Genomic DNA, 16870 nt, shown 5'->3' with positions numbered 1-16870 from the left:
GATGGATTTTATCCACAGCAATCTCTCTCTTAAATCAGTCACAGCTTGACAGATGTTCCCCTAATGTTCTCATGTGATCATCCCCCGAATCACAGAGACCAACATGCGCAAACCAACCACCACAGAGCACCTATATCTCGACTTTGACGGTTTCTTTGCGTCGGTCGAGCAGTTGCGCGATTCTTCGCTGCGGGGACGTCCGATAGGCGTCGTCCCCTATGAAGGGGGAAAGACCTGTATCATTGCATGCAGCCGCGAAGCGAAAGCAATGGGGGTCCAGAACATCATGATGGTAGACGAGGCACGGCGTATCTGCCGTGACCTTATCCTCGTGCCACAGAAACCAGATCTTTACAGACGCGCGCACAATGCATTGGTGGCGCAGATCGGATCGGTTGTGCCGATAGACCAGGTTAAATCCATAGATGAGCTCTCATGCAGATTGGATGAGCGCCAGCAGCGCGATCCTGCAAGCGTCGGCGAGCAGATCAAGCGGGCAATCCGGTATAATATCGGAGCCACCGTGACGTGCAGTATCGGTTTTGCAGCAAACCGTCATCTGGCTAAGATCGCCGGTGGAACACAAAAGCCGGATGGTCTGACAATATGGCATCCACATTTAATGCCGGGGCCATTAGAAAAGGTTGCGCTTGATGATATCCCCAGCGTTGGAAAGCGTATGTGCATCAGGCTTGGTAAAGCTGGCGTATTTACCACCGCAGAGCTTCTGAAACTTCAACCCAAACAGATGCGTGCCCTATGGCGCAATGTCACCGGGGAACGCCTGTGGTATGCGCTGCATGGCTATGCGATTGAGCCGCCGCCAACCGAGCGCGGCATGTATGGTCATGCCCGTGTTTTACCGCCAGATGCCAGAACCATGGTAGATGCACGCTCAATAGCGCGTATCCTGCTTGTCAAAGCGGCCAGACGGTTACGCCGCGCCGGATTTTACTGCCAATCGCTAATGCTTTGGCTGCAATGTTATGACGATGGCTTTGCAGAAACTCTCTCGTTGCCACAGGTCAATGATGATCAAGCGATACTCACTGGTTTGAAGACGCTGTGGGAACGCGCAGAACGTCGCATGAAAGCCAAGTCAAAGGTTCTGCGGGTTGGCGTCACTCTTGGCAATTTAACGCCTGCAAACCACCTCCAACTCGATTTTCTGCTCAATGACGACACAGAGAGACAAAGATGGGAGCGACTAGGCATGGCGCTCGACCAGCTTAACATTAAATATGGCAAAACCGTTGCCAGCATTGGCTTCTGGGAACCACCCAAGGGCGGTAATGTAGGCGGCAAGATAGCATTCACCCGTATTCCCAGCGGCGAGGATTTCTGGTGAACTGGAAACGCAATATACAGGTGCTTGATCTGGATCCAGATATCAGACTGGAACTGGTCTGCCGTAAGTGTAAAAAGCTGCGTTGGCTGACGGGTAAAGAATTGCTAAAGCGCCAAACAGCCAAATTTTTATATCTTGAAGATATCGAGCGGCGAGCCAGATGCCGTCAACGCGGATGTAGGGGAACTATGCGTATGGCGATGCCCGGAGAAGGTGAAACTTCTGGATTTATCGGCGGTATTGCATGATAAACCTATTTCATGTGCAATCGTTACCAACAAGCTGAAACAGCAGCAGCAAAAAAAGCGCTGGCTGCATTGGAAGCTGAAGTGTTCAATAGCGCTGGGCCTATCATCCACCCGCAAGGGCAAGGTGAGATTATGAGGGTTATAAACGGCAAGCGCACAATCAGCCAGATGACGTGGGGCTTTCCACTAATATTGGCGGACGCAAGAAAACGAGCCGAAGCACAGGGCAAGCATCCCAAACCCAAGCCGGTCAACAACGCACGCACAGATAAGCTATCATCGCCGTTCTGGAAGCGATGGACGCAGCCAGAGTATCGCTGCATCATCCCGGTTACGCGTTACGCTGAAGCCTATGGACCCAAGGGAAAAATGAAAGAGGTTTGGGTATCCATACCGGATCAAGAGCTAATCCCGGTAGCGGGGTTATGGCGGCCAGGCAATGAATGGGGCAATTGCTATACCATGGTTATGACAGACGCGGCTGGTGAGGCAGCAGAGGTGCATAACCGAATGCCGGTAATCCTTGACCAGAAAAACGTATCGGCGTGGTTAAGTGATCCTGTGGAGCAAGCGATCGATCTATGCCGTCCATGGCAGGGTGACGTTCAGATTGAATGGAGCGAGACATCATGGGCGCGCTAAGCAGCAACTAAGCGGATGTTGCGGCTAGTTACATTAGTTATTTCTTCCACGGCGGATATGATAACGCTATGAAGATTTCACTTGGCATCTGTTTATGAAGCTAACCACCATTTTTCAATTTATACGTAATTTCATTCACTCTTCATTGGGGAATGTAGCCCGAGCCTCCCAAAGTTTATGCCATTCTTGGTAATTCCATTGCATTATGGATGAAATTTTCTAGGTCGCATTATGGTAATGTCGGAAAATGATTTTCGGAATAATCCACAGTGGATATTGAAGCTGTTACTCCGCTGTCTTTTCGTCGCCGCTAGCCTGTCGTTCGTATTGCAATTTACGGTACCGGACGCTCCAGGTTCTAGTAATAGTGAAATTACTTTTCATCTGACATCAGCGCCAGGCTCCGTCACCGCAGCATTGGAAAAATCATCCCACACATTAAAAAATACCAGAAAGAAAGGTACGAAAGGCGGAGGCCCCGACACACTTCCGGAAGTGCCGTCCTTCAGCGACTTGCCCTCATACCATGGAAGAACAGAACCTTCTTCACGCCTTACATATTCTGCGTTTATCGCCGAACATATTCTTTTGAGAAATGGCTATAATGCCATATCAGTGCGCGCGCCCCCTAAGCATTTTTCAAGCTAAAAAATGAACAGGTTCCTAGTGAGCCTTTTATCGACATCACCAAGAGGACTGTTTTCCAGTTCGCTAGCCGTGACTGAAATTGAAATGCATAATATGAATGAACTCGTTAATAAACCTGCCATACAAGTGGCAGAGAGTGGACACTTGTATATTGAAATCCTGCTGGGAAAATACCCAGCTATCTCTGATCAGGAAGCGCAACAAATTCTGGAGTTTCTTACGACAGCACCCGCAATCGATGCGGCATTATTGACGTGTAACGATGTAATTGCCGAAAACCTGAAAACTTTCAAACATGGCTATCGTAAAAATATTGGCCGCATTTAGTAAGATTGGCTCTACTTCTTTGGGGTTGTTATGCTTGCTCGCAATAGCAGTATTTTTTATGGGACAATGGGTTTTAGAAAGCTTGATAACTCGATACTTAGCTAAATTAATTCATGATGGAAAAGGTGCAGTTTTGAATTTCGGCTTCATGTAACGCTGCTCTATAAGCCCCCTACGTGTCTAGAGTAATTATTTGACAGCATTCTGGCATCCAGTTGGGGTGTTCGCCCGTGAGAACTTCCTTACGCGTCACGTAAAGCTGTCTACATTCCCGTTTACTATAACATTACTTAAGAAGCCTCATACGGGAATAGTATAGCTCGGATGCTGAAATATTTGCGAATAGTTCTCCGTTAGTCCTTCAGCCTCATAGGGCGCTGGCACGCTTAAAATGAAGGGTAATCATCTCTGATCACTAGAGCTGGAAGTTACGAAATCTCCTCTAGATATATTGCAACACGCGATATTCAAATCAGAATTGTGGGGATGGATGTGGGGAAAATAAATATAGAAAATATTTATTTCAATAATATCAACTTATTATATCAGATACTAAGCGGACTCCGTCTCCGCCATTATTTTTTTCGGAGCAATCCATTGGCAGGCCGCGGCTGCGAAGGACAGGCCGTGCCGCTGGTTTTAATTGGTGCATGGCCTGTGAAGCCTGACGCAGACGAGCGACGGATCGGAATATTATTTAATGGAATACCTTATCCAGACAACGGCGGGATACAGGTTTCCTGAAAACAAGATCATTTTGATCCCGGAATTCAATTTGATCGGGATCATATGCGGTGACAAAGGCGAAGGGGACGTCCCGGCTGCGAAGAATATCCACCACGGTCTTGGATGTCTGGTTAGGCCCCAGATTTACGTCCACTAAAGCAAAGTCAATTTCGTTCTTTTCGGCATAATCAATCGCTGTCCTGAGTTGCCCGCAAATTTCCACATATTTTACGCCAATATCCATAAGTGCCGCTCTCATTTCCATAGCAACAAATATCTCGTCCTCAACGATCAGGACATGTTCAATTTTTTCAGTCATATTGTCGTTTGTCGTCTCTATACACATGACGTCGCTCCTATGCACATGGCATGGCAAGTGTCCATTCCAGGCCTTCCGGCTTATATTCAATTGATACTTGCCCGCTGGTTTCCGCTTCAAGAGCTTGCTTGACTATCAAGGAACCGAAACCTTCTCTTACAGGTTTAACTACCACTGGCCCTCCCCGTTCCTGCCAATTAAAAATAATATTTTGCTGGGCACCTTCAGAGCCGGAAATATTCCAGACCAATTGGACCTTGCCATTAGGGTCGGACAGACAGCCGTGTTTGACAGCGTTTGTCGCCAGTTCATATAAAGCCATCGACAGTGCCATGCCCTGTCTGGTCGGTATTTGAAAATCAGGTCCGTTCGTTTCAATCCTTTGTTCCGAGATATGTGATAAAATATTATCGCAGATTGCGCTTACCGATGCCTTGTCATAATCAGAACCCACAAGCTGGGCATGCGCGTTCGCATATGTTTGCAGACGATTATCGATGGCTTCGCGAATATTTTCTTCAACCTCCGCACTTCTAAGAGATTGGCTGACGATAGCTTTTACCACACTAAACGCGTTTTTGACCCGGTGATTGAGTTCGCCAATCAAAAGATCCTGTTGCTCCATCAGTTTAACGCGTTGATCTATATCGATCATCGCTACTGCTGCTCCTATTCGCTTTCCGTTTGCATCCGATACGGGCTTGCCGATGATGCGGACCCAGAATTTGCTATTGTCACCTCGCTGGTAAAGCACCTCAATTTCGGCGGCTTCCTCACCGTCCCGGATAATTTTGGACAGCGGATATTCCTTGCTTTCAACCTTCCTGCCATCTTTGTGAAACGACACCCAATCGCTATAGTTATCCGCGCTTTCGGAATGAAAGACGGGATGTTTGAGCATATTTTCAATCTGTTTGTTGCCCATGAATATTTTGCCGTCAGTATCCGTTACCACGACGCCCACCGGTACTACGTCCAGAACAGACTCAAGAAGCTGGAGCCGTTCCGCGGTTGCGTCAGCATATTCCGCGTCATGTTTGCGAGCCTTCTCTGCGCTAGCCAGCTGCGTCTGAAGCTTGAATATTTCTTCGAGAAGCACTTCTTTTGATCTGTGTGGCAAAACGATGACTTTCTAATGATGTGGCTGTTACTAATATTTGTCAGTATTGAGCTTTGGTTGACAAGTTGAGGCAAGTCCCGGTTGAAAAAATATATATTGTGCATTTTTTAGCGATAGATGTTTGACCGTTAGCTGCCAGCATTGCAAGTACAGATATATGATGACTTTGCGATCGCTGCTTTGGACGAGCAGATCGACTTGTTTTCGTCATGGGGCCGTGGTTTTTCGTTGGGTAGATGACTGTTGCATCAACAATAGCGACGGAAGGGCGCCAGTGATGCAAAGTTTTTTGTCAGTGGCAATATTATACCAGAAATTCGGTCGCCGCGCCGCGCATACAATGGTTTGACGCCATTGAGGCTGCATATCCGCCCGCATTGATAAATGCGATAAAATCACCCTCGTGCAGATTTGGCATGGGATGCTCTATTGCCCAGATATCAAGCGCTTCGTTAATATTTCCGGCAATTGTTACCGGAATTAGCGGGTCGTCATTAGCCGCAGGCATGATGCAAGCGACCGGTTCGCACGGCAGGTCATAAAATGCCGGTTCGGGAGCGAGATTAAAGCCGCCGTTGACATAAGCGAATAATGTGCCGCGTTTCATTTCCACATCATTGACGGTCAAGACCAGCATGCCCGCATCCTTGACGATGAAATCACCCGGCTCAACCGCAATGGTCAGGCCGGCATACGGACTTTCAATGCCGATATGGCGTGACAATATGTCTGCCCATTGCCCGAAATCCAGCGGTTCATCATCCTTGCGATGAGGAAGGCCAAGGCCGCCGCCAATGTTGACGGTTTTGATATCGGGAAGATCTTTCAGGAATGATGCACAGGCTTTTACTGCATTTTCCCAGCGGTCAAGCTGCCCCGAAAGATAGCCGCAACCGACATGAAAATGCAGTGTATTGACCATTAGCCCGTATTTGCGGACCATCGCCAGTGCTTCGGGCCATTGTTCACGATAGATGCCGAATTTTGTCGTGCCACCACCCGAATAGATCAGCTTTTCGCTATCGTCATATCCGGTTCCCATGGCGGGATTGACCCTTATGCCGATGCTGCTGTTTGGTTTGCGTTCACCAATCCGCCGGATCATGCCAATTGTGTCGCAATTTATGTGGACATCGGGATATTGCAAAAGCCGGTCCAGATCATCACCCGATACACCTGTTCCGGTAAAACTGATTTGCGATGGTGCAAAGCCCGATGCCAGCGCGCGGTCCAGTTCACCGGGGGAACAAATATCAACGCCGCAAAGCCCGGTTCTGGCTATCATTTCCAAAAGCGGTACAAACCGGTTGGCCTTCATTGCATAATATATCTGATGGGCGCTGCCCGTTTGTTTTAACGCATCGGTCAGGCGCCGAAGATTGCGCGTAACCCGCTCCGCACTGTAAAGATATAATGGCCCGGCGGTTTGGCTTGTCAATGAGCTGACATCCTGACCGGCAAATTGCAGGCGGCCATCAAGATAGCACAAATCTTCCCGTTCCCACCAAAGTCCGTTTTTCAAAGCTCTATCCGGATTTTCGGTGACAGTCACATTGCGGGTGGCGCGGTGCAGGATATTACGGGTCCGCGTTTTAGCGTTTCAAGATAGGATTTGCCATCGGGAGAGATTGTTTCGCGTCGTCCGGTGATCCAGTTGCGGCAATCGGATGCGCCGCAATGGCAGGCAAATTGGCGGAACAAATAATCCTCGGTCGCGGCATAATCGACGGTCAGCACCTCATTGGCAGAGATATCGCGCATGGTAATCAAGCTGAAACCAGTCATATCCAACCGGCAATTCGGCGCGCAGCTATGTAAGAGAAAGCCGATATATTCCGTGCCACAGATGTGACTGTCATGTGATATCTGAAGGCTGTGCTGCTCTATCTCGGTTCTAATCTCGCCGCTAAAATGATGGATTATTTCATTTGCTTCAGTATCCACGAGCGTGCGGACGCCCAGACCCTTTCTCTCGTCAATGTAACAAAGAGTGAGTGGGTCGCCGCTGGTTTGCGCTGGTTTCGGATGGTCTGATGATGCTATCATGGAATGTATCGAAATGCTCCATTACGCCTTATTATTGCCGCTAACATGTATACTCCCGATCGAATAGTTAAATAGTCTAATAGAGAATCTCTATAACGAAAGAATCTTATTAAAAAGTAGACGGTTTTGCGAATTTTCTCGAATATAGCGGACATCGTCCATTAACTCCCGCACCAGATATATTCCAAGCCCGCCAGCTTTACGGTCTTCAAGCGATAGGCCGGTATCGGGAGGAGGGACCGAGAGCGGGTTAAACTCCGGACCATTGTCGATAATTTCGACAGAAACATTTTCGGGTGTTGTTCTCACATTGACCGAAATAACAGCTATTTCACTTGTTTTAGCATGATTAAGAATATTGCTGATAACCTCATCACAGGAAATCATGATGCGCTGAGCCGTCTTGTCGGGAATATATTGTTCCCGCAAAAAACTTTCTATCGCGTCAAGCAGAGCCGCAAAATCATCGCGATCTTTTTCTAATGTCCGGGAAAAAAGCGCTTCCATATGTCTTGACCCTAGCGGACTCTTGCTGAATTATACCATGTAAAATTAACCGACGTATAAATATAACGCAATTTCAATAATAATATTCTGACGGGTTGCAAATGGCTTCATTCGTCACAGATTGAAAAAGAGAAAATATATATGGACCTGAATGAAGAAGCCGTAGACGGCGCATATATACTTCATGCTTCGGGCCGGTTGGATAGCAATACCGCCCCGATATTAGAGGCAGCTTTACCTGAGCGGGTGAAAGAAAAGCCGGTGGTGATACTGGATCTTGCAAATGTTCCCTATGTCAGCTCAGCGGGGCTGCGCGTTTTGTTAAAAGGGGCGAAAACCGCAAAAGCGAGCGGGCATAAATTGATCCTGACGGGATTGGCGAAATCGGTGCAGGAGGTTTTTGACATTAGCGGGTTTACAAGCATCTTTGTTATCGCGCCAACAGTGGATGACGCGCGTTCCACACTGTCATAGGGCTGGCTCCCGGCAATGGCTCGGCTGATTCAACGCCTCGCCAGCCCTGCCAGCCGCGTCAAGCTCGCCGCCAAGAACAGCGATGACCCCATGCGGTTTTAGCAAAGCCGCCAAATCCTCTAACATTTTATCAGGGCTCAATGCGGGATTTAGAGCATGATAGGCGTGGGCGCGCCGGGTATCATTGTCTTTAAGCAATGCTATGATTTGTTGCGCGGGCGGGGAAGCCATGCTCCATGAAACCCGGTTTATCTCGGCAATAGAAAATGCCCGTCGTCCTGTTTCCACTATGTTTTCTGTAGGAGCATGTAACATATTGCGTTCAAAATAACTCCGCGCAGCAAGAGCATTAGCCAATGCCAAAGCAGGGGTGTTGCCGCTACATTCTCCGATAATGACTGCGGCTTCCTGTCCGTTTTCCGCTATCGCATAGAAACATCCTGCCGGTGCATTGCCCAACATCCTGATGGCAATCACAGTTCCTGAAATCTCTGACATGATCGGCGGGAAGCAGCTATCCCTATAGCTAAGCACGCTGTTGCTTTCGTTGCGATTATCTTCAACAAATGCCATTTGCTTGCTTTGCCGTGACAGGGCGGCACGCATGCTCGCCCGCATTAACTGCACCGCGCCGGAGAGGTCGATTGTTTCGCGAATTGTCAATTTAGTCCGGGAGGCTTCAGCTTTTTCGTCAAAAAAATGGTCTGTCAACGTGATGACATGATTGAACTCACGGCTTATCCGGCCCCCCAGAAACCATCCCAATATAGCGCCAATACAGCCCGCGCCAAAGATCAGCAAAGCTATGCGAGTTTTTAACGCGGCTAATTGTCTATCCATAGGTGTTGCATCAATATGCGCTACGACAGACGCGCCCGGCCCAGCTGGCGTGGACGCAGAAACATAATGGCCGCTGTTTCGAGATGACCCTATCAAATTGATGTCCGGTGCATTATCCCGCTTGAAAATCACCCGATTTAATCCGGTAATATTTGCTGCTGCTCCGGACAGGCGTTTCTTATCTTCTTGTGTTAATATATCCGCATCGCTTCTGGCGGATAAAAACTGCGCGGTGGTTACTGCCGCTGCCATGGCCTGTGCATCAAGGGCACGGGCCATTTCTGCCCTGTCCTGCACATATAATAACGCTCCGTTGACGCAGGCGAGCAGCATGAACAACGGCACAGTATAGAATATTATGGTCGTGCGGATCTTCATGGCGCGTGGCTTTCTTGCATATGCAGCACGCCGATGGTGAAGGCCGGACATTCCAGCGCCATGGTATAGACATGCGGCTTGGCGAAAAGCAGGGCGTCCATGCCATCTGGTCCGGCGATATAATCCCCGACGGTCGCCAGCCCGAATAATAGTCCGGCGGCATCGAATACCGCGGGTGCGGGCGTATTTCTTGCGCCCTGTTTTATCATCGCGCCGCCGCCTGTTTGAACGACAAGCATATCGGCAATTTTGCCCTTGGGCAGAATAAGCGCTCCGGGCTTATAAGTCCGCTCTTTGCCATGGCGCGCGATGATTTCCAGCTCGCCTTGGGCCAAATCGGCAAAGGGCAAATGCGCGCGCAGTGCCGAGCAGATGGAAGCTATGTCAGTCTGGTTCATAGCGCCGCATTCCTTTGCAGGTTCAGTGATATTTCGCACTGGTCCACAAGCACAGTGATGCGCCCTGTGCCGTCAAGGTCGATGCTGTTGCCCGGTGATAACAGGACGGGCTTTGTTCTTTCCTTGTCCTTATACAGGGTAATCGCTGTCTCGCCTGTTACATTTGCTGTGCCCGTGGTGCGGTCCAATATGATGACAATGTCCTGCGCGGTATCAACAAGATTTTTCCAGTTGGATGCCAGTTCGCTATCTTCTGCGATGCGTTGTGACAGCATCTTCATGGCATATATCTTAAGGTTCATCCCGGGCAGGGGGCTGGTTCGGGCTACCCATAGCGCCAAGGTCCTTTCATTATCAACCAGCCGGACGGCTCTGTCTTGTGGCTCCACGGGCAAAATATTGTCGATAAAAGCTCTATCATGCTCGCGCTTGGAGTGTTTTATCTCGGTCTGGATTTTGTCTCTCATGCCCGTAATTTTGCGGGTGATTTTGGTAAGGCTATCGCCCAAAATGGCCGCTTCACGCGGCGAGCCAGGCTGTTCGGGCGGAGCAAGTTTGCCCGCTGCTATTTTTAACGCATCATTTTTAAGCTGCGCGATTGGCAGGGCGATCCGCCGCACCAGAATCAATGTCACCAACCCGCAGATGATCAAAGAAGCAAGTCCGATCAGTGCGCTGACAAAAAGGATATTCTGGGTCGCAATCTGGATGACCGAAATATTTACATCCGCGCCCGCGCTGGCGGCGATGTCGCTATCCATGCTGCCTACCGGAGCCGCAGCAGTTTTTAACAAGCCCCATTGTTCCTGATATTCAATCGGCGAGATATAGACCGAACCGTCTTTTGCGACCTTGCGTAATCCGTCCATCGTCTCTGCCGGAAGCTGGTCCGACGAGCCGAGAGGGGAATGGTCATCCCCTTCCGAGGCGTCAAGAATATAGAGGATGTCTCCCTCGCCTATTATTAGCTGGGTATAGAGATAGGTGAGATCCAGTTCTTCACGAATATTACGCATCGGCAGGGCATTGCGAATATATTGCGGGGATTGCTCTGCATGAGCGCTGTCATTTTCCGACGATACGCCCTCTGCCTGTTTCTTGCGCGCTGCGTGGATTAACCAGTCATGGTCAGCCGGATCAATCAAAGCGCCGGTAAGCGCGCTGGTTGTTTCCAGCTTGGCATCGAAACCTTCCAATATTGTGCCGTAAATCCGGTCATAAACCAATATCGCCAGCGCAATGGCGACAATGGCAATGGCCGGCAGAAAATACCGCAGTAACAGGGTCTGGATAGCGATGCCCGACTGATTGACTTGCTTATGCTGCATAGGCGCGCCCATCCTGTATCCGCAACATCATCAGCGCTAGCTCGGGGAAACGGCAAGCGACATCATCAATATTTTTGCGCTTTATCCATAGCCTCCCGGAACCTTGGTCAATTGCAACATCGCCTGAACCTTCTCTGGCAGGGTCCAGATGCTCAACCAATGCCAGTAATGACTGTGTCGAGGCATGCTTAAATTCGGGGCGTTGCTGCAAAGCGGCCACTAAATCAATGACTGTAGGCTCGGCATTGATATTCAGCAGTATCGCAATAGTCGAGCGCACCATTTCCGCCGGATTTGCTATCAGCGCTTTTCGTAAATGGCCAGCCAGATCGGATGTTTCCAGATATCGAGAGAGCGCTTGCGCGGCGGCGGCGACTTCAAAAGGCCGGGATGTCTGGAGGATATCGTCAAGCAATGCACATATCCCGGCCTGATTATACGGCGGTAGCGATTGGGATGCTTTATCCTCACGCTCGATCAGCGGCTTGAGCATTTTATATGTGCGGTAATTTAATCCGCTTTCGATTGTTTCAATAGCATTGCCGCGCACCTTTTGATTAGCCGAGTGTAGCGAAACGATCAGCAGATCAAAATCTGGCAACCGACCACTGAGTGCCAAGAGTTCAAGGATGAAATCCACTGATTCTGCAACGCGTTCTTCAATCGCTTTTACCAAAAGGCGCAGTGCCGTTGTTTGATCGGCCTCCGCACCAAGTCTGCGCGCCATCAATATGCTTTTTTGCGTAGAAGCGGCTTCGCTTTCGACAAGCCGGTCAAGCTGGGAGCCAAATTGGGCGGGGGACAACATCGCCAAAGCCCGGGCGGAAAGCGATCGTGTGCGATAGGACATGTCGGCATTGGACAGGCAGTCGGCCAGTCCGGGAATCGCAATATCCCCGAAATTAAGCAATATCCCCTCAAACTTGCGGCGCTCAAACGGGCTAAGCTGCGCGGCGCTTTCGACCATCAACGCTATGGATTGGGCATCATTGATAATTTCAAGCATATCAATAACCGCCAAGCGGTGCGCCCGTTCAAGCTGTGGCAATATACGCGTCAGTTGGCGAACAACGCCAGTGTCACCCGGCAGGATCAGGCTTTGCAATGCGCTGATCGTTTCACTGGTTTTGTCCGGTGAAGCGGGGTCGAGCCGCTCTAGCAGGCTGATCAATTTTCTGGTCCGGTTCCGGTCCGGCTCTGTCGCCGGATTATTGCGAATATTATCTGTGGCCTTGCTTGCTTCGGCATTCATCGCAAAGTTCATCCAGCCGCGCCGCATGTTGATCGTCATCGCTGCGGGATAATAATGCCGTAATGCCAGCACGATAAATATCAGCAGGCCGGCAATAATGACACCAATGCCCGATAATTGCCGCATGTCGCTGCTGACCACGGCCAGTAACAGAAACCCGCCGGACAAAAAACTGGCCAAGGGTTCGGCCAGCCCCTCAATCACTGTTCGCAAAGGCCGCTTTATCGCTGTGGGCACTGCGTTAAACAGCAGGTTCTGGTTATTATATTCAATTGACGTCAAGACACCATGATAGGCGAAAAAGGCTGCAAAAGCGGCCATCGGACCGCCAACCAGAAAGAAAAAACCAAAGGCCGCGAAATAGGTTATTGGCAAAATAAGCGCGACATTACGCACACCCATACGTCCGACAAGGCGGTTAAACAGGAACAGGCAAACCAGCAGGTTGAATATACTGGCACCGGCATAAAGCTGCCCGAACAGGGCGGCTAGCTGTGCTTCGCTGCGCCCGATCTCAAAGACCGAGGAATATTGAAACTCGATAAAATTGGTGAGCAACAGGGTGGCAAAAAGCGTGAGAGTGAGCAGCAATACATAAGGCGACCGGCCAAACGCAGAGACAACAAGCGCGATTTGGCTACGCACGTTGATTTCTTCCCCGCCAATATCAATGTCGCTATCCGCGATACGCTTCCACTTGCGTCGCAACAGCTGGGCAACCGGCACCGTAAGCAATATAATGCCGGACCAGACCAGCATGAAATAATGCATGGGGAGTGATGCGGCAAATAAACCGACAAGAGATGCGCCCATCGCCATGCCCAGTGCACAACAAGCAGCAAATAAAGGGAATAACCGTTTTGCATCCTGAATATCAAAATAGGAGTCGGTGAAATTCCAGAACAGCGAATAGAGCGCAATATACCACATGACGACATAGAGTTTCAGGGCATAATATAGGATGATCTGCCATTGCGGCGACAGGGCAGCTTCGAACAAGGCCCATAAAATAACGCCGCCCGCAAATAATATTCCCAATGTCACATCGACAACATGATCAATCGAGAAACGCACCATCAAATAGGAAAAAAGCGCGGTGTATACGAGCATTACCAATGGCGTCAGGATGAAGATGACAGGCAGCTTATCCGGTCCGACATTGCCGATAAACGCAGCGTCACTGGCACTGAACCCGACGCCCAGACCCGCATTGAGCAATAAGGCAAGCAATCCGAATTGTGATAGCTTTGCCCATTCCCCGGGCTGGACACGGAAAAGGCGGTTAATAAGAATCTGTATTTCCCCCTCGCCTCATAATTACTTTGATATTATTAGATCACCACAGATAGAGTTGGCTCCTATGGCACGAATTTCTTAACACAATATGGTTAATAGCGGCGGTATGGAATGAACCGATGAATACCGGATGATTAGGCGGGGGCAATATAGATGAAATATAATGATGAAACGGCGGCGCTACGCACCCACCGCTTTGGTCTAAAAACACAGCTTCTACTGCTATTATTCGTTTTGAATCTTGTCGCGGCCATCGCCTATTCAGCGGTATTATATTATGTTGACCGCGAACAGATTGTCGCAGGAATTGACGGTCGGTTGCGTACAGCGGCCCACGCCGTGCGTGAAATTATCCCTGACGGCTATCATCAACGCATCGAAGATGAAAACTCGATCTCAAGCAGCGAATTTAATCAATTGCAAAACCGCATGTCGCGCTTTGCCGAGCGTTCCGATCTTGATTATGTCTATAGTTACATGTTGTTTGGCGAGGAAATCCACACTGTTTCCACCAGCGCGACACCAGCAGAAATCGAAGCGGGAACACAGACTGGTTACTTTGCATATTATAAAACCGCGCCAAAAGCCTTGTATGAAAGTTTTCGTGATGGCCGTGTGCGTTTTGATGAATATGACGATTCCTTTGGCCGGTTCCGCTCGATTTACCTTCCGGTTAAAGCGCCCGATGGCCGGACGTATGTAATTGGCGCAGATGTCAGCCTTGCGATACTGGATGACCGTTTATTTGCCGCGCTGGTCGGATCGGTGCGCGTCGGGCTGGCGATGTTTGTGCTGTCGATGCTGGTCGGGTGGTTGTTGATTACCCGGATTGTCGGGCCATTGTTGAAACTGACCAGTTTCACCCGCAACATGGAGCGGAACAGCTTTCAGCCGGATGTGGAGGAGATGGAAGAGATTAAAGCAATTAGCGGATCGCGCCGGGACGAGGTTGGTTCCCTTGCCGATGCTATGGCAACCATGATTGCGCGGCTGCAACGCTATCTGGTCGAGGTGGAGGCGGCAACAGCGGCACGCGAGCGGGTCGAGGGTGAATTATCCGCGGCACGGGACATTCAAATCGGCATGCTTCCCCGCAAATTTCCACCCTTTCCAGAGCGCAATGACATTGATGTCTATGCCTTGCTGGAATCGGCAAAGGAAGTCGGCGGCGATCTTTATGATTACACGCTTATCGACGACAACCGCCTGTTTTTCGTGGTTGGAGACGTGTCCGGCAAAGGCGTCCCCGCTGCTTTGTTCATGGCGATGACAACGACATTATTCAAAGCCACTGCACTGAATGCCAAGAGCACCGGCGAAATCATGGAACGGGTCAATGCAGAGCTTTCCCGCGATAACGCCGCCGAAATGTTTGTGACGGCCTTTTGCGGCATACTCGACCTGCGGACAGGCGAAGTGGAATATAGCGATGGCGGCCATGAAGCCCCCTTTGTCGTGCGGGCTGACGGGTCGGTGGAACGCATGGCAAAACAGCCGGGCATGGCATTGGGCGTATTTGACGATGTGTCCTATCTGACCGACCATTTCACCCTACAGCCGGGCGATGCGCTGGTGATGTTTACCGACGGTGTGTCCGAGGCAGAAAATGCCGATCAGGCGCTTTACACCACGGACGGAATAAATACGGCCTTGGCGCAGGCGAAGGCCAAACCATCAGCAAAATTCGTGGCCGAGGGGCTGGTGAGCAGCGTCCACAGCTTTGCCGGCGGCGTGCCGCAATCCGATGATATTGCGATATTGGTGATCTGTTATGAAGGCGCGGCGACGCAGAGTGAACCTGAAATTTCCTAAAGCATCGTCACCCCAGAACCCCCACTCGTCATTCCCGCGCAGGCGGGAATTCAGCATTCTAATTCAGTAGGTTGCGGCCTTGTCCGACGCCGCTTTGTTAGTCGACCCTCGCACGTGGGAAATGCTGCATGGCCGTAGGAATTTCGACCCACTTGTGGCGTCGGTCCTCCCAAACCGACCTTATGGGCTGCATAACAAACGTTGAAACGACCTATCGAATTTGTCCACGCGGCCTAGCTGGATTCCCGCCTTCGCGAGAATGACGGTGCTGGGATGATTAGGGTATTCCAACACTTGCCCCCCATGCCCCTAACCCAGCGTCATTACGGGCTGCTCAATCCCCTGCATTTTTTTGAGATAATGGCGCATATCGCCTATGGCTTGCAATAATTCGGGCTCGGGGGTCGGCGTCATGTTCATGGCTTTGTCCATGAGCGAACAGGCTTCTGTTTCCCACGGAAAGAACATAAATTCCTCATCGGCAAGGTGCATCCAGAATATCGGATAGGGGCGGCCAAACATCACGCCCTTTAATATCTCGCTGCCAACGAGATATAGCGCGGCCATGCTGCTGTTCTGCGCGGTCAGCAATATATCGACCAGCTCGATAGACAGCACCAGCGAAGAGGGCCGCGAATATTTTGATAAGCGGAAGCCAAGGTCAATATCCGGACCGATAAAGTCGATATGCTGCCCCCCGTCATCGCTTAATTCGGGAATATCTATTTCGATATTCTGGCCATTGAAATCGGCAAGCCATGCCGTGCCTTTCAGGCGCAATGGTAATTTTTCATAGTGACGGTCCTCGTAAAGCTGCATGGTGCGAAGCAGAGCACAGAGGATTGCGGTCATTTCTTCGGGGCTGGAGGGCTGTGCGACAAAGATCATCTCGTCCCCCATGACTTTCCAGACATCAACCGCAGGTGTGGAGCCTTCGTCGTCCAGAAATTCAAAGCCGACCTGACCGGCCAGCATCAGCGGGAAATTGGTGAAAAATGTGCGGAATGTGTCAAGCCAGTCGGCGCTATCCTTGCCGGTAAAGCGGGCTTTGAACTGCGTTGACCCGACCATGTCGACCGAAAGAAACAGGCGCGGCGGGGATTGGTCTTTTGCTGTTTTTCCTGTCATCTGGTCCGGTGTTCCCATTTTAGGCATATAAGT

16 protein-coding genes are annotated in these 16870 nt (G+C 50.2%); 6 read left to right on the top strand and 10 right to left on the bottom strand.

Annotated features, from left to right (window positions below):
• The first annotated feature begins 103 nt into the window (after window positions 1–103).
• The 4 genes from AB1K62_RS14020 to AB1K62_RS14005 all read left to right on the top strand — a co-directional run bounded on the left by AB1K62_RS14020 (window position 104) and on the right by AB1K62_RS14005 (window position 3213).
• A complete protein-coding gene (locus tag AB1K62_RS14020) occupies window positions 104–1348 on the top strand; it encodes a type VI secretion protein ImpB (RefSeq protein WP_367004475.1) in 1245 nt (414 codons plus the stop codon).
• Window positions 1345–1596, top strand: coding sequence for a hypothetical protein (locus tag AB1K62_RS14015; protein WP_367004473.1), 252 nt, complete (start codon window positions 1345–1347; stop codon window positions 1594–1596). Before AB1K62_RS14020 ends, AB1K62_RS14015 begins: the two co-directional genes overlap by 4 nt.
• Before the next feature lie 12 nt (window positions 1597–1608).
• Window positions 1609–2238, top strand: a complete 630-nt coding sequence (locus AB1K62_RS14010; protein WP_367004471.1) for an SOS response-associated peptidase family protein — start codon at window positions 1609–1611, stop codon at window positions 2236–2238.
• A 717-nt stretch (window positions 2239–2955) separates the two neighbouring features.
• Window positions 2956–3213, top strand: a complete 258-nt coding sequence (locus tag AB1K62_RS14005) for a hypothetical protein (RefSeq protein WP_367004468.1) — start codon at window positions 2956–2958, stop codon at window positions 3211–3213.
• Between the two features lie 697 nt (window positions 3214–3910).
• Here the strand turns inward: AB1K62_RS14005 and AB1K62_RS14000 are convergent.
• The 5 genes from AB1K62_RS14000 to AB1K62_RS13980 form a co-directional block, all read right to left on the bottom strand.
• Window positions 3911–4258 carry a hypothetical protein gene (locus AB1K62_RS14000; protein WP_367004466.1) on the bottom strand — a complete coding sequence of 116 codons (348 nt, stop codon included), beginning with the start codon at window positions 4256–4258 and terminating at the stop codon, window positions 3911–3913.
• 37 nt (window positions 4259–4295) lie between these two features.
• Window positions 4296–5378: an HWE histidine kinase domain-containing protein gene (locus AB1K62_RS13995; RefSeq protein WP_367004463.1), complete on the bottom strand. Its 1083-nt coding sequence runs from the start codon at window positions 5376–5378 to the stop codon at window positions 4296–4298.
• A 304-nt stretch (window positions 5379–5682) separates the two neighbouring features.
• Window positions 5683–6900, bottom strand: coding sequence for a diaminopimelate decarboxylase (locus tag AB1K62_RS13990; protein WP_367004462.1), 1218 nt, complete (start codon window positions 6898–6900; stop codon window positions 5683–5685).
• A 26-nt stretch (window positions 6901–6926) separates the two neighbouring features.
• The gene (locus AB1K62_RS13985; protein ID WP_367004459.1) at window positions 6927–7424 is read right to left on the bottom strand and encodes an SET domain-containing protein-lysine N-methyltransferase; all 498 of its coding nucleotides are present in this window, start codon (window positions 7422–7424) and stop codon (window positions 6927–6929) included.
• 90 nt (window positions 7425–7514) lie between these two features.
• The gene (locus AB1K62_RS13980) at window positions 7515–7931 is read right to left on the bottom strand and encodes an ATP-binding protein (protein ID WP_367004457.1); all 417 of its coding nucleotides are present in this window, start codon (window positions 7929–7931) and stop codon (window positions 7515–7517) included.
• Window positions 7932–8072: 141 nt separating this feature from the next.
• Between AB1K62_RS13980 and AB1K62_RS13975 the strand changes: the two genes are divergently transcribed.
• On the top strand, window positions 8073–8405 hold the full coding sequence (locus AB1K62_RS13975) for an STAS domain-containing protein (RefSeq protein ID WP_367004456.1): 333 nt from the start codon (window positions 8073–8075) through the stop codon (window positions 8403–8405).
• On the opposite strand, the gene AB1K62_RS13970 is transcribed toward AB1K62_RS13975, so the two are convergent.
• Genes AB1K62_RS13970 through AB1K62_RS13955 form a run of 4 tightly spaced genes read right to left on the bottom strand, consistent with a single transcriptional unit; the run spans window position 8400 to window position 13819 of the window.
• Complete coding sequence (locus AB1K62_RS13970) at window positions 8400–9623, bottom strand: hypothetical protein (protein ID WP_367004454.1); 1224 nt, start codon at window positions 9621–9623, stop codon at window positions 8400–8402. The two genes, AB1K62_RS13975 and AB1K62_RS13970, sit on opposite strands and share 6 nt — an antisense overlap.
• On the bottom strand, window positions 9620–10021 hold the full coding sequence (locus tag AB1K62_RS13965) for a Crp/Fnr family transcriptional regulator (RefSeq protein ID WP_367004452.1): 402 nt from the start codon (window positions 10019–10021) through the stop codon (window positions 9620–9622). The genes AB1K62_RS13970 and AB1K62_RS13965 overlap by 4 nt, the downstream gene beginning before the upstream one ends.
• Window positions 10018–11349, bottom strand: a complete 1332-nt coding sequence (locus tag AB1K62_RS13960; protein ID WP_367004451.1) for a histidine kinase — start codon at window positions 11347–11349, stop codon at window positions 10018–10020. Before AB1K62_RS13960 ends, AB1K62_RS13965 begins: the two co-directional genes overlap by 4 nt.
• Entirely contained in the window at window positions 11339–13819 is a 2481-nt protein-coding gene (locus AB1K62_RS13955) for an MFS transporter (protein ID WP_367004448.1), read from the bottom strand. Before AB1K62_RS13955 ends, AB1K62_RS13960 begins: the two co-directional genes overlap by 11 nt.
• Window positions 13820–14050: 231 nt before the next feature.
• On the opposite strand from AB1K62_RS13955, the gene AB1K62_RS13950 reads away from it, so the two are divergent.
• Complete coding sequence (locus AB1K62_RS13950; protein ID WP_367004446.1) at window positions 14051–15709, top strand: SpoIIE family protein phosphatase; 1659 nt, start codon at window positions 14051–14053, stop codon at window positions 15707–15709.
• Window positions 15710–16018: 309 nt separating this feature from the next.
• Here the strand turns inward: AB1K62_RS13950 and AB1K62_RS13945 are convergent, their stop codons facing one another.
• A complete protein-coding gene (locus tag AB1K62_RS13945; RefSeq protein ID WP_367004444.1) occupies window positions 16019–16864 on the bottom strand; it encodes a hypothetical protein in 846 nt (281 codons plus the stop codon).
• Window positions 16865–16870: the final 6 nt, after the last annotated feature.

This window comes from Parasphingorhabdus sp. JC815 (assembly GCF_040717415.1).
GTDB lineage: Bacteria > Pseudomonadota > Alphaproteobacteria > Sphingomonadales > Sphingomonadaceae > Parasphingorhabdus.
This window is presented reverse-complemented; position numbering and strand designations above follow the sequence as displayed.